The sequence below is a fragment of the Halonatronum saccharophilum DSM 13868 genome, from assembly GCF_000517025.1.
GTDB classification, from domain to species: domain Bacteria; phylum Bacillota; class Halanaerobiia; order Halobacteroidales; family Halobacteroidaceae; genus Halonatronum; species Halonatronum saccharophilum.
This window is the reverse complement of sequence record NZ_KI912096.1, coordinates 124,335-141,869: the sequence shown is the minus strand read 5'-3', so window position 1 is coordinate 141,869 and position 17,535 is coordinate 124,335. Positions and strand designations below refer to the sequence as shown.

General features: G+C 31.4%; 14 protein-coding genes, 1 pseudogene and 1 riboswitch. Of the genes and pseudogenes, 3 read left to right on the top strand and 12 right to left on the bottom strand.

Annotated elements, in window-relative coordinates; all coding sequences use genetic code 11:
• Positions 1-60: 60 nt before the first annotated feature.
• The 9 genes from cas4 to HALSAC_RS0110930 form a co-directional block, all read right to left on the bottom strand.
• A complete protein-coding gene (gene cas4 / locus HALSAC_RS0110970; protein WP_027340303.1) occupies positions 61-651 on the bottom strand; it encodes a CRISPR-associated protein Cas4 in 591 nt (196 codons plus the stop codon).
• A gap of 8 nt (positions 652-659) precedes the next feature.
• Complete coding sequence (gene cas2 / locus HALSAC_RS0110965) at positions 660-950, bottom strand: CRISPR-associated endonuclease Cas2 (RefSeq protein WP_027340302.1); 291 nt, start codon at positions 948-950, stop codon at positions 660-662.
• Positions 951-980: 30 nt separating this feature from the next.
• Positions 981-1,955, bottom strand: a complete 975-nt coding sequence (gene cas1, locus HALSAC_RS0110960; protein WP_027340301.1) for a CRISPR-associated endonuclease Cas1 — start codon at positions 1,953-1,955, stop codon at positions 981-983.
• Positions 1,956-1,967: 12 nt separating this feature from the next.
• A complete protein-coding gene (locus tag HALSAC_RS0110955; protein WP_035571797.1) occupies positions 1,968-2,654 on the bottom strand; it encodes a CRISPR-associated endonuclease Cas6 in 687 nt (228 codons plus the stop codon).
• 41 nt (positions 2,655-2,695) lie between these two features.
• Positions 2,696-5,191 carry a CRISPR-associated helicase/endonuclease Cas3 gene (locus HALSAC_RS0110950; protein WP_027340299.1) on the bottom strand — a complete coding sequence of 832 codons (2,496 nt, stop codon included), beginning with the start codon at positions 5,189-5,191 and terminating at the stop codon, positions 2,696-2,698.
• 2 nt (positions 5,192-5,193) lie between these two features.
• Positions 5,194-5,922: a CRISPR-associated protein Cas5 gene (cas5, locus tag HALSAC_RS16585; protein ID WP_051412193.1), complete on the bottom strand. Its 729-nt coding sequence runs from the start codon at positions 5,920-5,922 to the stop codon at positions 5,194-5,196.
• 17 nt (positions 5,923-5,939) lie between these two features.
• Positions 5,940-6,809 (bottom strand): type I-B CRISPR-associated protein Cas7/Csh2, encoded by an 870-nt coding sequence (cas7b, locus tag HALSAC_RS0110940; protein ID WP_027340298.1) that lies wholly within the window; start codon positions 6,807-6,809, stop codon positions 5,940-5,942.
• A 10-nt stretch (positions 6,810-6,819) separates the two neighbouring features.
• A complete protein-coding gene (locus HALSAC_RS0110935) occupies positions 6,820-8,874 on the bottom strand; it encodes a TM1802 family CRISPR-associated protein (protein WP_027340297.1) in 2,055 nt (684 codons plus the stop codon).
• Between the two features lie 175 nt (positions 8,875-9,049).
• Complete coding sequence (locus HALSAC_RS0110930) at positions 9,050-9,994, bottom strand: helix-turn-helix transcriptional regulator (RefSeq protein ID WP_027340296.1); 945 nt, start codon at positions 9,992-9,994, stop codon at positions 9,050-9,052.
• Between the two features lie 208 nt (positions 9,995-10,202).
• Positions 10,203-10,308: riboswitch (SAM riboswitch) on the top strand.
• A 226-nt stretch (positions 10,309-10,534) separates the two neighbouring features.
• Between HALSAC_RS0110930 and HALSAC_RS0110925 the strand changes: the two genes are divergently transcribed.
• From HALSAC_RS0110925 to HALSAC_RS0110915, 3 genes are all read left to right on the top strand, one after another.
• The gene (locus HALSAC_RS0110925; RefSeq protein ID WP_027340295.1) at positions 10,535-11,239 is read left to right on the top strand and encodes a hypothetical protein; all 705 of its coding nucleotides are present in this window, start codon (positions 10,535-10,537) and stop codon (positions 11,237-11,239) included.
• Between the two features lie 4 nt (positions 11,240-11,243).
• Positions 11,244-13,652, top strand: a complete 2,409-nt coding sequence (locus HALSAC_RS0110920; protein ID WP_027340294.1) for a homocysteine S-methyltransferase family protein — start codon at positions 11,244-11,246, stop codon at positions 13,650-13,652.
• 69 nt (positions 13,653-13,721) lie between these two features.
• The gene (locus HALSAC_RS0110915) at positions 13,722-14,582 is read left to right on the top strand and encodes a methylenetetrahydrofolate reductase (RefSeq protein ID WP_027340293.1); all 861 of its coding nucleotides are present in this window, start codon (positions 13,722-13,724) and stop codon (positions 14,580-14,582) included.
• A gap of 98 nt (positions 14,583-14,680) precedes the next feature.
• On the opposite strand, the gene HALSAC_RS0110910 is transcribed toward HALSAC_RS0110915, so the two are convergent.
• The 3 genes and pseudogenes from HALSAC_RS0110910 to HALSAC_RS0110905 form a co-directional block, all read right to left on the bottom strand.
• Positions 14,681-14,995 (bottom strand): hypothetical protein, encoded by a 315-nt coding sequence (locus HALSAC_RS0110910; protein ID WP_027340292.1) that lies wholly within the window; start codon positions 14,993-14,995, stop codon positions 14,681-14,683.
• A 470-nt stretch (positions 14,996-15,465) separates the two neighbouring features.
• Positions 15,466-15,714, bottom strand: a pseudogene (locus tag HALSAC_RS17760) (transposase); the annotation flags it as partial.
• Between the two features lie 17 nt (positions 15,715-15,731).
• Positions 15,732-17,243 (bottom strand): sensor domain-containing diguanylate cyclase, encoded by a 1,512-nt coding sequence (locus HALSAC_RS0110905; RefSeq protein WP_027340291.1) that lies wholly within the window; start codon positions 17,241-17,243, stop codon positions 15,732-15,734.
• Positions 17,244-17,535: the final 292 nt, after the last annotated feature.

The following is a 17,535-nucleotide window of genomic DNA, read 5'->3' as shown; positions in this document are numbered from 1 at the left end:
TTCTTAAACAACTCTACTACTATTCTACTAAAATTAACCTTTTAAGTCAAGTAAAGTTGGTTATTTAACACAAATATTACGATAACAACAATCCCTACACCTTCTCTTATAAGAAGTTCCTTTGGGATAATATCCCTTACCTACAATATTGATTATCTCCTGCAAAACACTATTCACCTCTATAAAATCTTCCTTTTTAATCTCAATTTCAACTAATTTATCCTTACTTCTAGTATAGACAAGATAAGCTCTATTAACCTCAATATCATAATTATCTTCAATTAACATCCCATACATTATAGCTTGATATCTATAAGTATTATAAATCCTCTCCTTATACTTAGCAAACTTATAATCTAAAGGAGCAGCAGTTCCATCATTTAAAAATAATATCTCATCAATTATACCGTGTATTCCATACCTCTTTGAACTTAACTTCTGCTCTATAAGTTTTCTTTCTACCCCCAGCTTCTTTCTTAAATAATCCTTATTAATCCCACTTTTTCTCTTATGTTCTTCTCTACCTAGTTGAACCTTATACCTTTGTTCTTCCTTTTGTGGTATCTTTAGATATAACATAAAATAGATAAATCTTGGACAATACATATATTCAATTACCTCAGATGGTGTAATGCTTATCCCATTTTTCATAATATCACCTACAAAAAAAGAGTTTTAATCTCATCATTTGCCATCGCCTCATCAAAGGCCTGCCCTATCAATTCAATCTTCTTAAAATCCTCTTGGCACATAGGAAACATATAAATAGAATCATCATCTAGATTAATCAAATCTTCAGAATATAATAAGAGTTCATCTGCTACAGTCTCCTCAACCTTCCCTAAAAAGACCGATTTTTGAACCCTTTTCAAACCTAATTCAATGGCTTTCTCGGAAATTTTTCTTCTCGGCTTATCTTCACTAATGTCATAAACAAACCAAACTAGCATATTATTTCCCTCCTCTAAAAAGATATTGCTTTAACCTTCAATCAACCTATTAGCTACCTTATGCAAATCAGATTGGATAGTATCATCTATTCTTATCTCACGCCCATCATATCTAATGCGCCCGTCAAAATATTGGTTCAAATTCCCAATCAATAGCTTTTTGCCTTCATCATTTAAGGTCAGCCCTCCATGGATCTTGTCAAAATGGGACTTATTAACCTCTTTCTTCCCAAAGAGCTTCATCACCACCCTATCTATATGATGGCGATAAGGTTCAATTACATCAAAGACAAAAGACTTTTTATTATAGCCATCTGTGTGTAAGATTCCAACATAAGGGTCTAAACCTGCTATAATAGTAGCCTTCTCAATCTTGGAATATAAAACTCCATAACTATAATTTAATAGACAATTGAATTCATCTTCAGCAGGTCGATAACTCCTTCCAGAGAATGTATACCTATCTGGCAAGAGATAACTTAATACACCAAAATAATTCTTACCTACATTTCCTTCATAGCCCATCAACCTATTTCTAACTATATCTATATCCCCATCTACCTTAGCTATCTTAGACCTTAATAATTTCATCTTTTTAATATACCCTTTAATATACTTTTGCTTGTCATCACTTCTTCTTGAACCCAACTCCTCTAAATGAGCTATTGAGTTATCTACCTTCTTTAATAAAAATTCCTTCACCAACTCCGTTCCCTCTTCACTCTCAGCTATCTCTAATTGTCTTCTTCTAATATAAGTAGTACTCCCTAACTTTGGATGCCATACCTTCCCCAAAGAATTACCGTATTTATCTAAAAATTGAATCTCAATATTATTATCTAAAGCCAACTTTATTGCATCTGTACTAATAGATGCTCCTGTTGTTATTAAAATAGAATCTACTTTCTTGGTAGATATCTTAGTCTTCTTCTCCTTGGTCTTTAATTCAAAGCACCCCTTGTCACGATGTAAGTAGCTGCCATAAGTATTTATAACCAACTGCATCTTATCACCTTCCTAAATCAATTCTTCTTTGATTATAGTTCCAAATCCACGAGCAGTGGCCTTTCCTAAGCCAATATTATCTGGTAAAGATACATTAGAGTAAAATTCCCCTACAAAACCTACCATCTCTTTATTTTTGAAATTGATGGTAATAGAATCTAACTTAGGAACTACTTTAATATCACCATCAACCCACCAATCAACACCTTTAGCAAAGGTCAATATATTCCCAATTAAAATTCTCTTAAAGAACCCCCTTTTCTTCTGCTGATCACTACCTTTTATCTCCCTTAAATATTTTTTATGATTTTTCTGATTTAATCCCATCCACGGAGAGTAAAATTTATATTTAAATTTAAGCATATCTAAATCTTCGACAACCTCTAAATCCTCCTCTAAGACCTCTAGCCTTCCTTCTGGTTGAATATACTCCTTGTCCTCTAAAATTAATTTGTCAATGTCAAGAAAGTTTTTAATTACAAGTTCTGCTCCTTCACTTAGACCAATAACTGTTGGCATCCCTTTAATTATCTTATATTGAATTAATGGATAAGCATACCTATAGCTACCATCCTCCTTATGATGATGAAAGAGAAGATCTTCAAACTTATTGGCGAAGAACCCCCTTAGCTTATGACCATAATTTAATGATAGCTCTTCTTCTAAATTAAATTTCAAAATTGCTTTTTTAACCTTCATTATTCTAACACCCCTTATTTTAATGGAATTTAAGATATAAATTATAAAATCATACAGCTTTGAAAAGGTTTCTTAGGCTCTTTAAGAAAACCTACTTCTTCAGAGTATAAATACTCTTTTTGATTTTCATAAGTTACATACTTTATAAATCTAAATTCTTCTATTATATGATGTTCATAATATTCTCTTAACTGATTTTGATACACACTAATCCGATACTGAGCTAATTCTTTCTTAATTAACTCCATCTGACCTATCAAGGAATTCAATCTCTTTCTATCATTTCCAACTTCCTTTAATTCATAATATAACTCTTCTAAATGCTCTATTTTAACCTCAACCTCTTCTTCTTTACAAATAATAATATCTTCCTTACCACCTTGATATTTAATTAATTCAAAATCCTTAATAGGAGTTTGACCATCTATTCCTTTAGAATAATTTAATTCACAGATAGCATTTAAAAGTTGTTTACTTTCTCTCTTTACGGATTCTCTAATTCTAGCAAAATAATCCTTACTTAAATCAATGAAATCTCTTGCACTATAACGACCTTTATCTTTCAAAATCTCTTCACAAAAATCAATCAATATTGTATCATAAACCCTCTGGCAATATGGAGAACTATTTTCCTCCTCCTTCAACTTTATTATCTTGACTTCACCTTTTCTAGCTCCTAACTCTCCATTTCTATTACACCTACCAGCTACTTGAACAATTGAATCCAATGGACCTAAATCCCTATATACCTCTTCAAAGCTTAAATCAACACCAGCCTCAATCAACTGAGTAGAAATTACAATCACTCTTTTTCCAGCTTCAATCTTTTTGTCTATTTCTTTAATTCTCTTATTTCTATCCACTGGTGTTAGATAAGTAGTCAAAGAGAATATTTCATAATCCTCAAATGAATCACTGATAATCTCAAATAAACTTAAAGCAGATTTAATAGTATTACAAACAATCAAAGCACTTCTACTATTAAATCTTTCATCAAAACATTCTATAAATTTATCTAAACTCACTTCTCTTAAATTATCTATAATCTCTAAATTTACCCTATCAAAGGTATAATCCTTAGCATATTTCTCATCATCTACCAAACTAACTACATCCTCACCTTTAATCATTTCAGGTTGAGTAGCTGTTAATAATAGGATATATGTATTAAACCTCTTAGCCAACACCTTAAGCACCATACCAACTATTCTGTAATACTTAGGAGGTATATTTTGTACCTCATCTAAAATAATAATAGAGTTGATAATATTATGAAACTTCTTCAATGAACTATTTCTATTACCTATAATGCTCTCAAATATCTGTACAAATGTTGTTACTATATTAGCAGATTCCCAAGATTCCAATAATAACTTATCTTCCATATACTTATCTAAATTTTTGGTCTCTTTACTATCATTAGCCAAATCAACATCCTTCTTCAACCTCATTGGGGTCAGATAATGATGCCTTAAAAGATACTTAGTAGAATTTTTTTGATATTTTTTACCTAAATTAAAACCTATAATCTTCTCAAAAATCTCATAGTTCTGGTCTATAATTGAAGTAAAAGGTAAACAATAGATAATTCTTCTACCATTATTATAAAAATCCTTTACCTTATTAGCAAAAGCAAAAGAAGCAAAGGTCTTTCCTATACCTGTAGGAGCAGTTAAACTATACAAATAATTCTCCTTTTTAAGTTCAGGATTATTTATTACCTCATCTAAAAATTTATTTCTCTTCTGATTAATCTTATTAGTAGGGTCAAATTTTTCAGGATTCTCCTGACGACAATTCTCAATATAATCAAGCACACTTACCTTTTCCTCAATAGCACCTTCAAAGTAACTATTATCAACCCTAGCAGCATCCTTCTTATCACTATCAATTAAAGCCGAATATAATAATTGAGTTATTAAGAACAATTCAATTGATTCATCCTTTTTATATTCCATCTCAGCTATAATATCATCAAACTTATCATCAATTAAATCATCAGCATACTGTTCACTTATCTCTTCTAACTCATCTAAAATATCACCAAAATCAATTTCAAATCCATCCAATAACTTATCATAAATCTTCTCAACTATATCTAGACTATTAGCTTTAATATCATCTAATTGCTCCTTAATATCATCAAAGTTTCTGTCTATATCCTCTAAAGGAGATTCTAAATTGCCATGGTGCTTCTTAATTATCATATATGCCATTAGTGAAATTACTTTATCTCCATAATACTTATCCACTAAAAGATATCCAAAAAAGGCTGAAATCAGCCCATGATGAGAGAGTTTATTTTCCACTCCTTTTATCAAATAATCTTGAAAATAGCTAGTTGCCTTTCCAAAATCATGGGCTATTCCTACTAAATAACTAATCTCAGCCAATCTATCTTCATCAATTAAAGATAGCTCTAACTCTTTATTTTCAATCTTTTCTTTACTATTATCTGCAACATTCTTTAAGTGAACATATAAGGTCTTTTTACTCTTTTCATCACCCTTTGTATAGTGAGAATATAACTTATCCATCTTTAATCCCTCACAATCTCTGTGAAAAAGCTTATATAACTCTCCTCTACCTTCAATACTTCATTAAAAACGCCATTTATACTATTCCCCTCTTCTTCAAAGCAGACCTTAACCATCTTTTTAGGCTCTCGTCCTACTTTAACTTTCTTAAAAGAAGCAGTCATATTATCAACAGTCAACCTAGCATAATCATCTACATCCAATTGTTTAATATTATCCTTAAAGGTCAAGGTATCTATCTTTCCTTCATAATCCTTTACTAAAGTAATATCTTTCTTTTCAATCACCTTAGCAAACTCAGCATTAGCTCTAAACTGTCTCTGCCCTAAAAATAAGCCATATCCTAAATTATCTTTTTTAATTTTATCTTCTAATCTCTCCATTAACTCAATATCCTCATGAGTAAAGAAGACTTGATATTCAATAACATCATCTTTAGGAACTAATAGCTCTAATCTAACCTGAGTATAATTACCATCCTCTTTCAGATAATTCATACATTCAAAATGAGGGACTCCTTCTTTAATAACCTTAACTCCAAACTTTGCCTCATCAGGAGTAAAAATATCATAATAACTATCCCGAGAATACTCTAAAATAGAAGCAACCATCCCCATTAAAACTGTTCTAGGTGGAATTCTATAGGTCAAAGAACTCTTATTACTATAAAACTTCTTAAAATGAGCAAACTTCCCCCTGATATTAAAAACTAGGACTCTCTTTATATCCATAACAACAACTCCTAATTTTAATAGTTTAACTCTTTTTTAACTATATCATCTGCTAATTGATCCAATCCATTGTTTTTAAACTCTACTTTACCATCTATCCAATAATGAACTGTGCTAACCTTATCCTTGTTATCGTTTAAATAAGTAACTAATTCATCTATATCAACTTCACATTGATTAATCTCCCTTACCTCTATTTCAGCTACTTTATAATCCAATTTAATATACTCTCTTAAATCATTTAGATAAGATTGATTATCCTTTAATTCTACCCTTAAATAAAACCTTGGGGTCTGCCCAATCTTAGAACGTGTTCTATTTAAAGGAATAGCTTTAACCATAGCTTCATCTAATAATTTAATATCATTAGCAGTTAAATTAGTATCTTGAGCAGCTAATCCACTAATACCACCACTAAAAGCAATAAAAGAGTATTTAACCCGATAATCCTTACCAACACCTTCACCAGAGCTAAAACTAGAAGTTATCGTCTTTGTATCCTGTAACTCCACTCTATTCAAAGAATAACCCCAATTAAATTGAACTGGACCAGTTAAATGATCTGCTGTTTCTGTTGCTGTTACAGCTCCAAATAACCTTACCCCAATTAAATCTAAAATATTTTCCTTATTATCTTTTAGTTGAACAACTCTTTGTTTAGCATCTTCTGCTTTATTTGTAATAAACAATTTTTCATTTTTAACTTTCTCTAAGAAATCTCTAATATACCTTTTTAATCTAACATCACTTACTAAATTAGTTGATGTATCCCAATCCATTCTTGGTTTGTTTTCATTATCCATATCTCCATTAGGATTACATCTTTTAGCATCATATAAGAATAACATTTCTGAGTTATTTATTGTAACTTTTTGTTTTTCAGTCATTTTTATCACCTTACCCTTCATTTTTTTTATTTTCTTGATTATATTTATAACCTAAATATCTTCCAAAAGAAATACCAGAAAGGATATAAAATATAACTTCATCCTTATTTAAAGATGAAGTTTCAATACCTTGTAATCTATCTATCATTTGAGCATGTAATAATTGATATAATTTAAATAAGGATTGTTTTCCATTTCCAGTATTTGTTCTATATATTTTTAAAATTTCTGTTATATCAATAATAAATGTTTTAACCCTTCTTACAGGTAATCCATCAAAATTTAATTTGTCTAAAATAGTAGATGATTTATCTTTTTGTTCTTTAAGTACTTGATTCATTAAAACCCCTAACATAAACAACCCTTGTCGATAACTATTACCTTCATAGATATCACTATGTACTTCAAAAAATTCTTTAATATCTTTGTTTTGAATCTCAATTACACTTTGCCCCTCTTTCATTGTAAAACCTCCCTTCAATTTAGCAACTCTATTAAACCAAGACAATAAAATATTCATTCGGATAGCATCTATAATATCTATCTTTTTCTTAGAATTTAAATATTTCTTCTTAAAAATAAAATTAAACTTATTTATTAAATAATGATAATTTATTTTTCTTCCTTTTATTAAAGATTTAAATAAATTAATTAATTCTTTACGATAAATTTCAGGATCTGCTTTATTATGAGAGTGTTTATTAGGGAATAACAACCAATAAATACTATTAAATTCTGGTTTATATTTCAAATATTTATTGTATAATGGATGATTATTCAAATCATTTAATTGATTGAAAAGTTTTTCTAATTCACTATAATAGACATCGTTAATGCTATCTAATACAATAAAAGAACGTTGATCCATATACCAAAATAAAAAATCAACTTTTACATTTCTTTTCTTTACTCTTTTCAATAATTTAAAATCTTCTTTATAACTATCTCTTTTTCTAGAAAGTATACGATTGATTTTTCTAATTTCTTTCTGGTGATTTATGTTATTATTTATATCTTGGGGAATTAGATAGTAATTAAGACGACCAAATAATTGTGAAAAATAATTGTTTTCTATTTCTCCAATTCCTACCCTGATTTTTTGATAACAATTACTGCAAATTGCAAAAGATTTATATGCATTATTCTCATTTTTGTTTTCAAAAAAGTAAGGTCTACTAGTTATGTAAAACTTAGTAGGGATATCTACTTTTCCAGTTACTAATTTGATTTGATTGCAAGTACTACATAAAGCTTCATCTTGAACTTTACTTTCAGTCTTATCAAAAAATCTTTGTTGAAGAATATAATGAATCACATTAATATAATCATCTTTAAATTCTGTATTAAGTATATATTGATTATTAATCTTTAGAGAAAAAATATTTAAATACCTTTTATAATTATTTATAAATTTTTGAGGAACTCCTAATTTTTCACTAATTAATTTTTTTAAATAGTTTTGTATGTTTTTAGATTTAACTGGTTGTTCTTCTTTTAGATTTATTAATTTACTTATCTTCTTTTTCTTATTTTTCTTTTCTGCTTTCTCTAAATCTTCTTCTAAAAAGTTTAATAACTTCCCTTTTTGATTAGGTACAAATTTGCTCATTTTTAAATAAGATTTACTTGGTCTTTTTGTAGGTTTATCACTTCTTTCACTCACATAGAAGACAGATTCAATTTTTTTAAGGTAAGTTAAAAACTTATTATATTTATCTTGATTAAATTCTTTTTCTATATAATAAATTAAGTGCGGAATAGTTAACAAATGATAATACCACCTATTGCTAGTAAAAAAAGTTTTACTACTATTTCCTGATTGTAATTCAAATCCAAAAAAATCTTCCCTATTCTCTTCCCAAAGTTCTTTGCCTAGCTTAATTTCTATCTCTTCTTTCTCAGTATCAAGATTTATAATAATCTCTTTATACTTGTTACTATTTTTATCATTAGATTTTGGTTCATTTGGAACTATAGTCTGAGTTAATAAGAACTTTTTCTTCCTTTCACTAGGAGATAATCCTTCTAAAGCCTTCTCTCCTAACTCTTTAAATGAATTAATCAACCCTGCCACCCCCTCTAATAGTTATTTTAATAATAGCTCCTCTCTGTTTTATTATTCTTGAAAAGTTAAATATCACCTTCTGTTGTCAAGAAAAATACAGATTGGATATTAATATCCAATCTGTATTCATTATAACACCTATTATGGAACTATATATGTAACAAAAGAAAATAATTTAATTCTTTTCAAATATCCTCTTAGCCTCTTTTCTCACCCTATCCTTAAGCGCCAACGACTCAATAACCTCTACACTACCTCCTAGGCTGAGTATCCAGTTTACTATATCCCCCATCCCAGTCATCTGAGCAACAAAATTAATCGAATTATCCTCGTTAAAGGTTATCTGTTGCCCTTCTACCCAAATCCTCTCACTTACCTTAATAGAGATGGGGTAATCTATCTTCAACTCCACCCTAAAGCTTTCCACATCAGGAACTATCCCTACTGAACCTCCTAAATAATCCTTTAATGAGAAGTCTTTAGGCTTATCAAAACCTTCATCTAAAACCTCAAGCTCCTTTATCCTCGATAATTTAAACTGTCTTAACTGCTCTCTTAGCTCACAATGAGCCACCATATACCAAAAACCTTGGTATAGATAGATCCTATAAGGTCTAACCACCCTCTCCTTAAGCCCAGATTTCAAAGCAAAATACTTTAATTTTATCTTCTTATTATCCTTTATAGATTCTTCTATATTTATATACTTCTCCTTCTCTTCTTCTAAGTTTATATTGGGCTTAGAATTAAAGATTAAATCTCTCTTCTCCCCCTTTACCTCATCCCCCTTCAAAGTAGCCCTAACCTTATCGACAATCATCTTATACTCCTTTAGAAAGATGAAACTCTCCTGCTCCAAATACTCCTCTACACCCCTTAATACCCTCAACTCCTCTTCTAAGATGCCTAAGTCTAAGATGCTATTATCCCTACTTATATAGTAACCACCATATTTGCCTGTAGTAGAATCTATGTAGATACCTAGCTGTTCAAAGTCATTCTTATACTTTCTAACCATCCTCTTCTTAACGCCTAACTCCTTAGCCAACTCCCTGCTTTGCATCTTTCCCCTCGCTCTTAGTAATGCCAACATATTTAACATATTGATAGCTTTGCCCATAATTACCTCCCCTTGTTATTTAATGCTCCTATCAAAATATAGCCTCCTGTAAATTGTCTAAGTTAATTATACCATAATATCAATAAATAAACTGTTGATTTAGTAATTATATTCTTGAAAATAATCATCTACAACCCCAATCAAAAATATTTTGACAAGGCTAAGGTTTAATGGTATACTTATTCAAAATAGATGAATAATAATAAATCTCTTATCTGGAGCGGCGGAGGGACTGGCCCTGTGAAGCCCGGCAACCAGTAATCTATGATTACATTGGTGCTAATTCCTGCAGAGTTAATTCTGAAAGATAAGAGAAGGGTTCTATAGATAAAGACCTCTTCTCTTACAATAAGGGAAGGGGTCTTTTTAAAATTGATAGTTTAGAATTGATAATTGATAGTTAAAAGCAAGAACTATATCTCTAACAATCTTTGCTCTTTACTTTCAAAGGTCACACTCTTCGTGGTTAAATATAAACTATCAGTTCTTTACTTTAAGATCTTCCACTATCAATTATCAATTACCAACTATAAGGAAGGGGTGATTATAATTATAATTAATGATATAAAGGTAAAAACAGACAAGAATGAGGTGAAGAAACAGTTAGGTTATAAGGAGAACACAAAAACAACTCCAGAGATTGAAGAGTCTATATCAACGTTGATTGAAAAAGCCAACACCCTAATCAAAGCTCGTAGTTCTTATAAAATTCTTGATAAGATTGATTTAGACGAGAAAAATAGTTTAGTCAACTTAGGAGATGGGAAACTTAAATTCAAAAGCAAAGATATTCTAAACCTACTTCAAAATCAAGAACAAGTTGCCTTACTGACCTTGACAATTGGCAAGGGAATTGAAGAAGAGTCACTGAAACTATTTAACGAAGGCCAACTTAGTGATGCTACTATCTTAGATGCAATTGGATCTATAGCCACTCAAGAGGTTGCTAATTACTTAACCGAAATCATCAAGGAGCAAGGAATTGAGATGGGTCTACCCTATCTTACAATGAGATATAGCCCTGGTTATGGAGATTTAACCTTAGATATTCAACCTAAATTACTTAGTATATTAGATGGAGAGAAATTAGGGATAAGAACTAACTCCTCTCACCTCTTAATACCCCAAAAATCAATTACTGCTATTATAGGCTTAAGTGATAAGAAAGATGATAAAGTAGGTGGGTGTGACTTCAACTGCAAAGAATGTGATTATAATATCTGTATATATAGAAGGGAGAATTGAGTAGATGAGTAGATTATTAGAGAGATTAAAAGAAGAGATCTTAGTCTTAGATGGGGCTATGGGAACTCAGTTATATAAGAAGGGGTTAGAGGTTGGTGATTGTCCCGAGGAGCTTAACCTCACCCATCCCCAGATAATTGAAGAAATACATAGAGAATATGTTGAGGCTGGTAGTGATATTATCCAAACCAATACCTTTGGGGCAAGTAGAATCAAGTTAAATGAGTATGAATTAGGTGATAAGATAGAGGAGATTAATAAAAAAGCAGTAGAACTTGCTAGGCGAGCTGCTAAGAAAGATACTATAGTATCAGCCTCTATTGGGCCAACAGGAAAACTCTTAGAACCTATGGGTGATCTACCCTTCTCTGATGCCCTAGAGATCTTTGGTGAGCAGGCGAAGATATTAGAAGAAGCTGGAGCCGATGCCATCAGTATCGAAACTATGACAGACCTACAAGAAGCAAGAGCGGCACTAATTGGGATTAAAGAGTATACTTCCTTACCGATTATCTGCCACTTAACCTATGAACAGAATCTAAAGACTATGACAGGAACTGACCCTCTAACAGCAATTACAGTTCTTGAAGGTCTTGGAGCCGATGTAATCGGGGCCAACTGTAGTATGGGACCTGAAGGTCTTTTAAAGGTAATAAACAAAATGGGTGGAGATACCGATACTTACCTTTGTGTACAACCCAATGCTGGACTCCCCATTTTGGATGAAAATAATAATACAGTCTTCCCTATGGAAGCTAAGGAGATGGCTGGATATATAGACTCCTTTATAGAGTCTGGGGCCAACATTATCGGTGGATGCTGTGGTTCTACTCCAGAGTATATCTCTTTGGTCAAGGAAAAGGTCAAAGGGATCAAGCCAAAGAAGCGAGAGAGAAGAAAGGAGACCCAGCTAGCAAGTAGGAGTAAAAGAATCTCTATTGCCGACCACCTCCCTACTAGGATTATAGGTGAGCGAATCAACCCTACTGGTAGAAAGGAGTTATCGGCACAGTTAAAAGAAGGTGAGATGGAGATATTGGCTAAAGAAGCCCTTAAGCAAAGTGAGGCTGGAGCTGATATCCTTGATGTAAATATCGGAGTTCCTAAGATAGATCAAGTTGCCACTATGGGGTTGGCCTTAGAGAAAGTGCAGAATCTAGTGGACCTTCCAATCTCGATTGATACTACCAATGGAGAGGTTCTCGAGGCTGCTCTTCAAAAAGTAGTTGGAAAACCTTTAGTCAACTCAGTTACTGGTGAAAAAGAGTCTTTAGAAAGAGTATTACCCCTAGTCAAGAAGTATGGTGCCGCTGTCCTAGGCTTGACCTTAGATGATAATGGGATACCTAAAACAGCCCAAGGTCGCTTAGAGGTAGCCCGTAAGATTGTAAAACGGGCTGAAGATCTAGGGATCAAAAGAGAGAATATACTAATCGACACCCTAGTTCTAACGGCCAGTGCTCAGCAGGAGAGAGTTACCCATACCCTAGAAGCACTCAGGTTGATCAAAGAAGAATTAGGCGTTGCTACTGTCTTAGGTGTTAGTAATATCTCCTTTGGTCTCCCCCACCGGGAAAAGATCAACACCTCCTTCTTAGCTATGGCTATACAATCAGGGCTTAATGCCCCTATTATGGATCCTACAATAGTAACAATGAAGGATACAGTCCTGACAAGTGATCTCCTGCTTAACAAAGATCCTGGTAGCAAGAGATACCTAGAGGTCTATGGAAATAATGAGGAGAGCAAAAAAAGCAAAGCTGAAGCAAAGAAGGAAGAAAAAGATAAAAATATATTAGAAAGAATCCAAGATGATATTTTAAAAGGGTCTAAAGAAACAATTATAGACAAGATTGAAGAAGGCTTAAAGGAGTATTCGGCATTTGATATTATAAATAAAGGATTGATCCCAGGAATCAAGTCTGTTGGTGAAAAATATGATAAGGGTATCTATTTTCTCCCTCAACTGATGCTTGGAGCTGAGGCTATGCAAAAAGCCTTTGGAATCCTTAAACCGATACTCAAAGAAGAAGGCGACGAAGGCAATCTAGCCAAAATCGTCATTGCTACTGTCAAAGGAGATATTCATGATATTGGCAAGAATATTGTTAAGGTGATGCTAGAGAATAACGGCTTTGAGATTATTGACCTAGGCAAAGATGTTCCAAACGAAAAAATAATCTCTACTGCCTTAGATAAAAAGGCCGACATCATCTGCTTAAGCGCCCTAATGACGACTACTATGCCAAGAATGGAAGAGATCGTCACGCAATTAAAAGAAGCCAACTCCACAATTCCAGTTATGGTCGGTGGTGCTGTAGTTACTGAGGATTATGCCCAAAATATCGGCGCCCATTACTCAGCAAACGCCGTAGGAGCAGTTAAAGTAGCGAGAAAACTAGCTGGAAATTAAATAAAACTTTTAGAAAAAATTAAAAACCAGGTGAAAGCTGATAGTTAATTAAAGAAGGGAGTAGTGAGTATGTTATTAAAAGATAAGTTAAAAAACAAAGAATTTGTTATTACAGGCGAAATCACTCCACCTAAAGGGACTGATTGTAGTCATATTTTTGAAGTAGTAAAGGACTTAAAGGGTAAGGTGGATGCTGTTAATGTCTGTGATTCACCTATGGCCAAGATGAAGATGAGTTCAATCTTAGCAGGACATTTTATTCAAGAGGAGACTGGATTAGAGACCATTCCTCATATTACTTGTAGAGATAAGAATATTATTGCTTTGCAGGGAGATTTAATAGGAGCTTCTAATTTAGGGATTAAGAATATTCTTGCCATTACTGGTGATGATCCAAAGGCTGGAGATCACCCTCAAGCCAGCCCTGTCTTTGATACCAACTCTATTGGGATTATTGAAGGGGTACAGAAATTAAATAACGGTTTTGATTTTAATGATAATCCTTTAAAAGGTAATACTGATCTGGTTGTGGCTACGGCTGCTAATTTAGGGGCCAAAGACTTAGATAGCGAGATTGAAAGATTGAAAACAAAGGTTGAGGCTGGGGCCAACTTTATCCAGACCCAACCTGCCTATGACTTAGAACTTTTAAAATTATTCTTAGATAAGACTAAAGATCTTGATATTCCAATCTTAATTGGAATCCTACCTTTAACAGGCTATAAGATGGCCCAGTACCTAAATAATAAGGTGCCTGGTATCGATATCCCTGCGGATATTCTAAGTAGAATGAAAGGAAATGACCAGAAGGAAGGAATCAAGATTGCTCGAGAATTTCTAAGCCAAGCCTATGATCTAATGGATGGAATCCATATTATGTCGGCTAATCGTTCTGATGTACTCTTAGATATTCTAGAAGCTCTAGCTTAAAATAAATAAAGGGCTAACATTCTTTAAAATGATATGCTCCCCTCATAATAAACAGTTATATTATTTTAACTGTCTACTATAAGAGGAGCATATCAACTTCAATATAAAATTATATTCATTATAAAACTTAGTTTAATAACTAAAGAGTCCATCCTTATCCTCTTTAAAAAATCTGCATAAGTTAGCTTAAATACATCCTCTAATTTATCACCTAAATCAATCTCATCCTTTATTAACCTTCCGTAAACACCACAACCATCTATCTCTCTTTGAAAGATTGCTCCTTTTAATTTATTATCTTGTAAAATCAACTTTTGGTAATTATTCTTATCTTCTCTAATAAGAACTTTATAATTATTATCTGTAGCTTCTATTAAGCCATAAGTTATTGTAGATAAGCCTAAAAATCTCATTGAATTTTGATAGGAAAAGTTCAGGCGTGTTGATTAATAAAGTATGACTAGCTCACCTTGTCAAATGTAGACTTATAGAACAGATTACATAAAAAAACCTGTAATTTATAAATTACAGGTGGGTTTACCAATAGCTCTGTATAACTTAGGTAACCATATAATAGTTATACTTCACAGCTCTTTTATTGCTTGTTTGGATAAAACAACTATTTGTTTGATATAATTACCTTATACTAAACAAGATTTTAATTTTCAACATCACTAGCGTTGCATTGTTAGAAAATAACAATCAATTCTAAGGTTAATATTGATAAAACTAATTTTCAATGACATCAATATTTAATATATCAACTGATCTAACTTCTAAATATTTTAGATTAATTTACTAATACACTATTAAAAACTCAAATATAGGGTTAATTTCTACAATTAGTTATAAAACACCTATGTTTAGAGAACTGTTTTTAAAATTAATGCTCAGTTATCCATTTTTCCCAGTTAAATGTTCTGGTGACGTAGGAAAGTATAGTGTATTTTATTTTTCTAGTTAGCTTCAGTAAAGTTCCTTTGAATCTAGATTTTCTCTTAATTAGTTTTAACAATATAAATAGAATTAAAGCACTATAGATTTGAATTAAAACAGCATTTTGATTATGCCCAAAGAATCGTTTCATCTTTAAATGTTGCTTAATCCACTTAAAGAATAATTCTATTTGCCAAGGTACAGATTAAAACCTTAACCTCGTTTCATTCTCCTCTTCTCTTGATACATTTTTCTATCAGCTACAGCTATTAATTTATCAATATCTAATGGTACACCTTTTTGATATTGAGATAACCCGTAGCTTACAGATATTTTATAGGGTAGACTACCTTGCTTATTAATCTCTTCAAACTTATCTACAATTCTTTTCCAAATATTTTCTGCACCTTTTATAGAACATTTAGGGAAGATAATTAAAAACTCATCTCCCCCCATACGACAAATAGAATCTACTTCTCTTATATTGGATTCTATTGTAGTAGTAACAGTTTTTATTAACTCATCTCCAGCCAAATGACCAGAAAAATCATTTACAATCTTCAAATCATTAATATCTATAAATGCAATAGTTAAATTATAATTATCTCTTTTAGCTATTTTTATCTTTTCCTTTAAAATATTTAATCCCACTCTTCTATTATAAACCCCTGTTAGTTTATCATAAGTAGCATGTTTTTTTAAGTTTCTTTCTCTTTCTTTCTCCTTTTGAATATCCTGATGAACTCCAATCATTTTAATAGGGCTTCCATCCTCTCCTCTATGACTGACCCTTCCAATAGATGAAATCCATTTCCAACTGCCTGATTTTGTTTTTAACCTAAACTTAGCCTCATAATTATTTGTTTGACCAGTTAAGTTCTTCTTCATAGCATCTATCATTAATTCTTTATCTTGAGGATGAATTAATCTTTTTAATATTGTATCATCAACTACTAACTCTCCTCTTTTATACCCTAATATCTTGAGATATCGATCATCAACTTCAGTTTCCCCTGTTTTAATATTCCAATGCCAATAGCCTAATTTTCCTCCTTCTAAAGCTAACTCTATCTTCTCCTTCTGTAGTTCTATCTCTTTTGTCATCAAATAATTTTTTATTCTAAAATAATATCTAAAATAAGAAATGACCATTGTAGTTAAAAATAAATTTATAAACAATACAAATGATTGTCTATACATAGCTTGATCAATAGTATAATATAAATTATTTACTATAACAAATAAAATAATCAAACCAAAACTACTAATAATTAAAAACTCTCTTGGCTTAATTATAAATACAGCAGAAATTGTTATTATAATAATTATATACGTAACAAAAGAGATTATACTATTCATATCTATTGCCACTCTAATTATGGCCCATAACCATACAGAAATAATAAAAAACCTAGTAATTAAATAATGATAAGCACCTATATTCTCAAATAATCTAATTCTAGTAATAAAATTAAGTGTTATGTGAATTAACATTATAATTAATAAGATTTTATAAAGTTCCTGTATATTTTTAAAATCCAAAACAAAAATATTTATAATAGATATAAATGACATAATATAAACTGCTACAGAAATAATCTTGAAATTTTCAAAGGTTATCTGCTTATGAAATTCTTTCTTATGCTGTTGATAGTTACTTAAATTATAATAAACTAATAATGGATTCCAAAATTTCAAAACCACCTTCTTTAATTTTAAAAACATATAACCACCCTCATAATTTAAATAGTAACCTTTCTATATTATTAATTCTCTAGATTCTTCATTTCTCCAAAGATAAAAATATCCAACACTTTGCTTTATAAAAATGTTGACGCTCTGCGGGGCAAGCCCACGCAGATTCCTTATTCATAGAACCTAGCCTTTTTACAGTTAATCTCAAGGATTAAGTGTAAACTGGTCTTACAAGTTCTCCAAAGGCTTAAATTTCTGTCCGCCCAACAGTAGATATGGTTTTTATGGGTTTCACGGAAGGTTCTAGCTCTTTAGAACCTGT

Bases quoted from the DNA above. Each gene is read 5' to 3' on its own strand.
- cas4 (WP_027340303.1), bottom strand. From the start codon at position 651: ATGAAAAATGGGATAAGCATTACACCATCTGAGGTAATTGAATATATG.
- HALSAC_RS0110955 (WP_035571797.1), bottom strand. From the start codon at position 2,654: ATGAAGGTTAAAAAAGCAATTTTGAAATTTAATTTAGAAGAAGAGCTA.
- cas1 (WP_027340301.1), bottom strand. From the start codon at position 1,955: ATGCAGTTGGTTATAAATACTTATGGCAGCTACTTACATCGTGACAAG.
- cas2 (WP_027340302.1), bottom strand. From the start codon at position 950: ATGCTAGTTTGGTTTGTTTATGACATTAGTGAAGATAAGCCGAGAAGA.
- HALSAC_RS0110910 (WP_027340292.1), bottom strand. From the start codon at position 14,995: ATGAGATTTTTAGGCTTATCTACAATAACTTATGGCTTAATAGAAGCT.
- HALSAC_RS0110905 (WP_027340291.1), bottom strand. From the start codon at position 17,243: ATGTTTTTAAAATTAAAGAAGGTGGTTTTGAAATTTTGGAATCCATTA.
- cas5 (WP_051412193.1), bottom strand. From the start codon at position 5,922: ATGGATATAAAGAGAGTCCTAGTTTTTAATATCAGGGGGAAGTTTGCT.
- HALSAC_RS0110920 (WP_027340294.1), top strand. From the start codon at position 11,244: ATGAGTAGATTATTAGAGAGATTAAAAGAAGAGATCTTAGTCTTAGAT.
- HALSAC_RS0110950 (WP_027340299.1), bottom strand. From the start codon at position 5,191: ATGGATAAGTTATATTCTCACTATACAAAGGGTGATGAAAAGAGTAAA.
- HALSAC_RS0110930 (WP_027340296.1), bottom strand. From the start codon at position 9,994: ATGGGCAAAGCTATCAATATGTTAAATATGTTGGCATTACTAAGAGCG.
- cas7b (WP_027340298.1), bottom strand. From the start codon at position 6,809: ATGACTGAAAAACAAAAAGTTACAATAAATAACTCAGAAATGTTATTC.
- HALSAC_RS0110915 (WP_027340293.1), top strand. From the start codon at position 13,722: ATGTTATTAAAAGATAAGTTAAAAAACAAAGAATTTGTTATTACAGGC.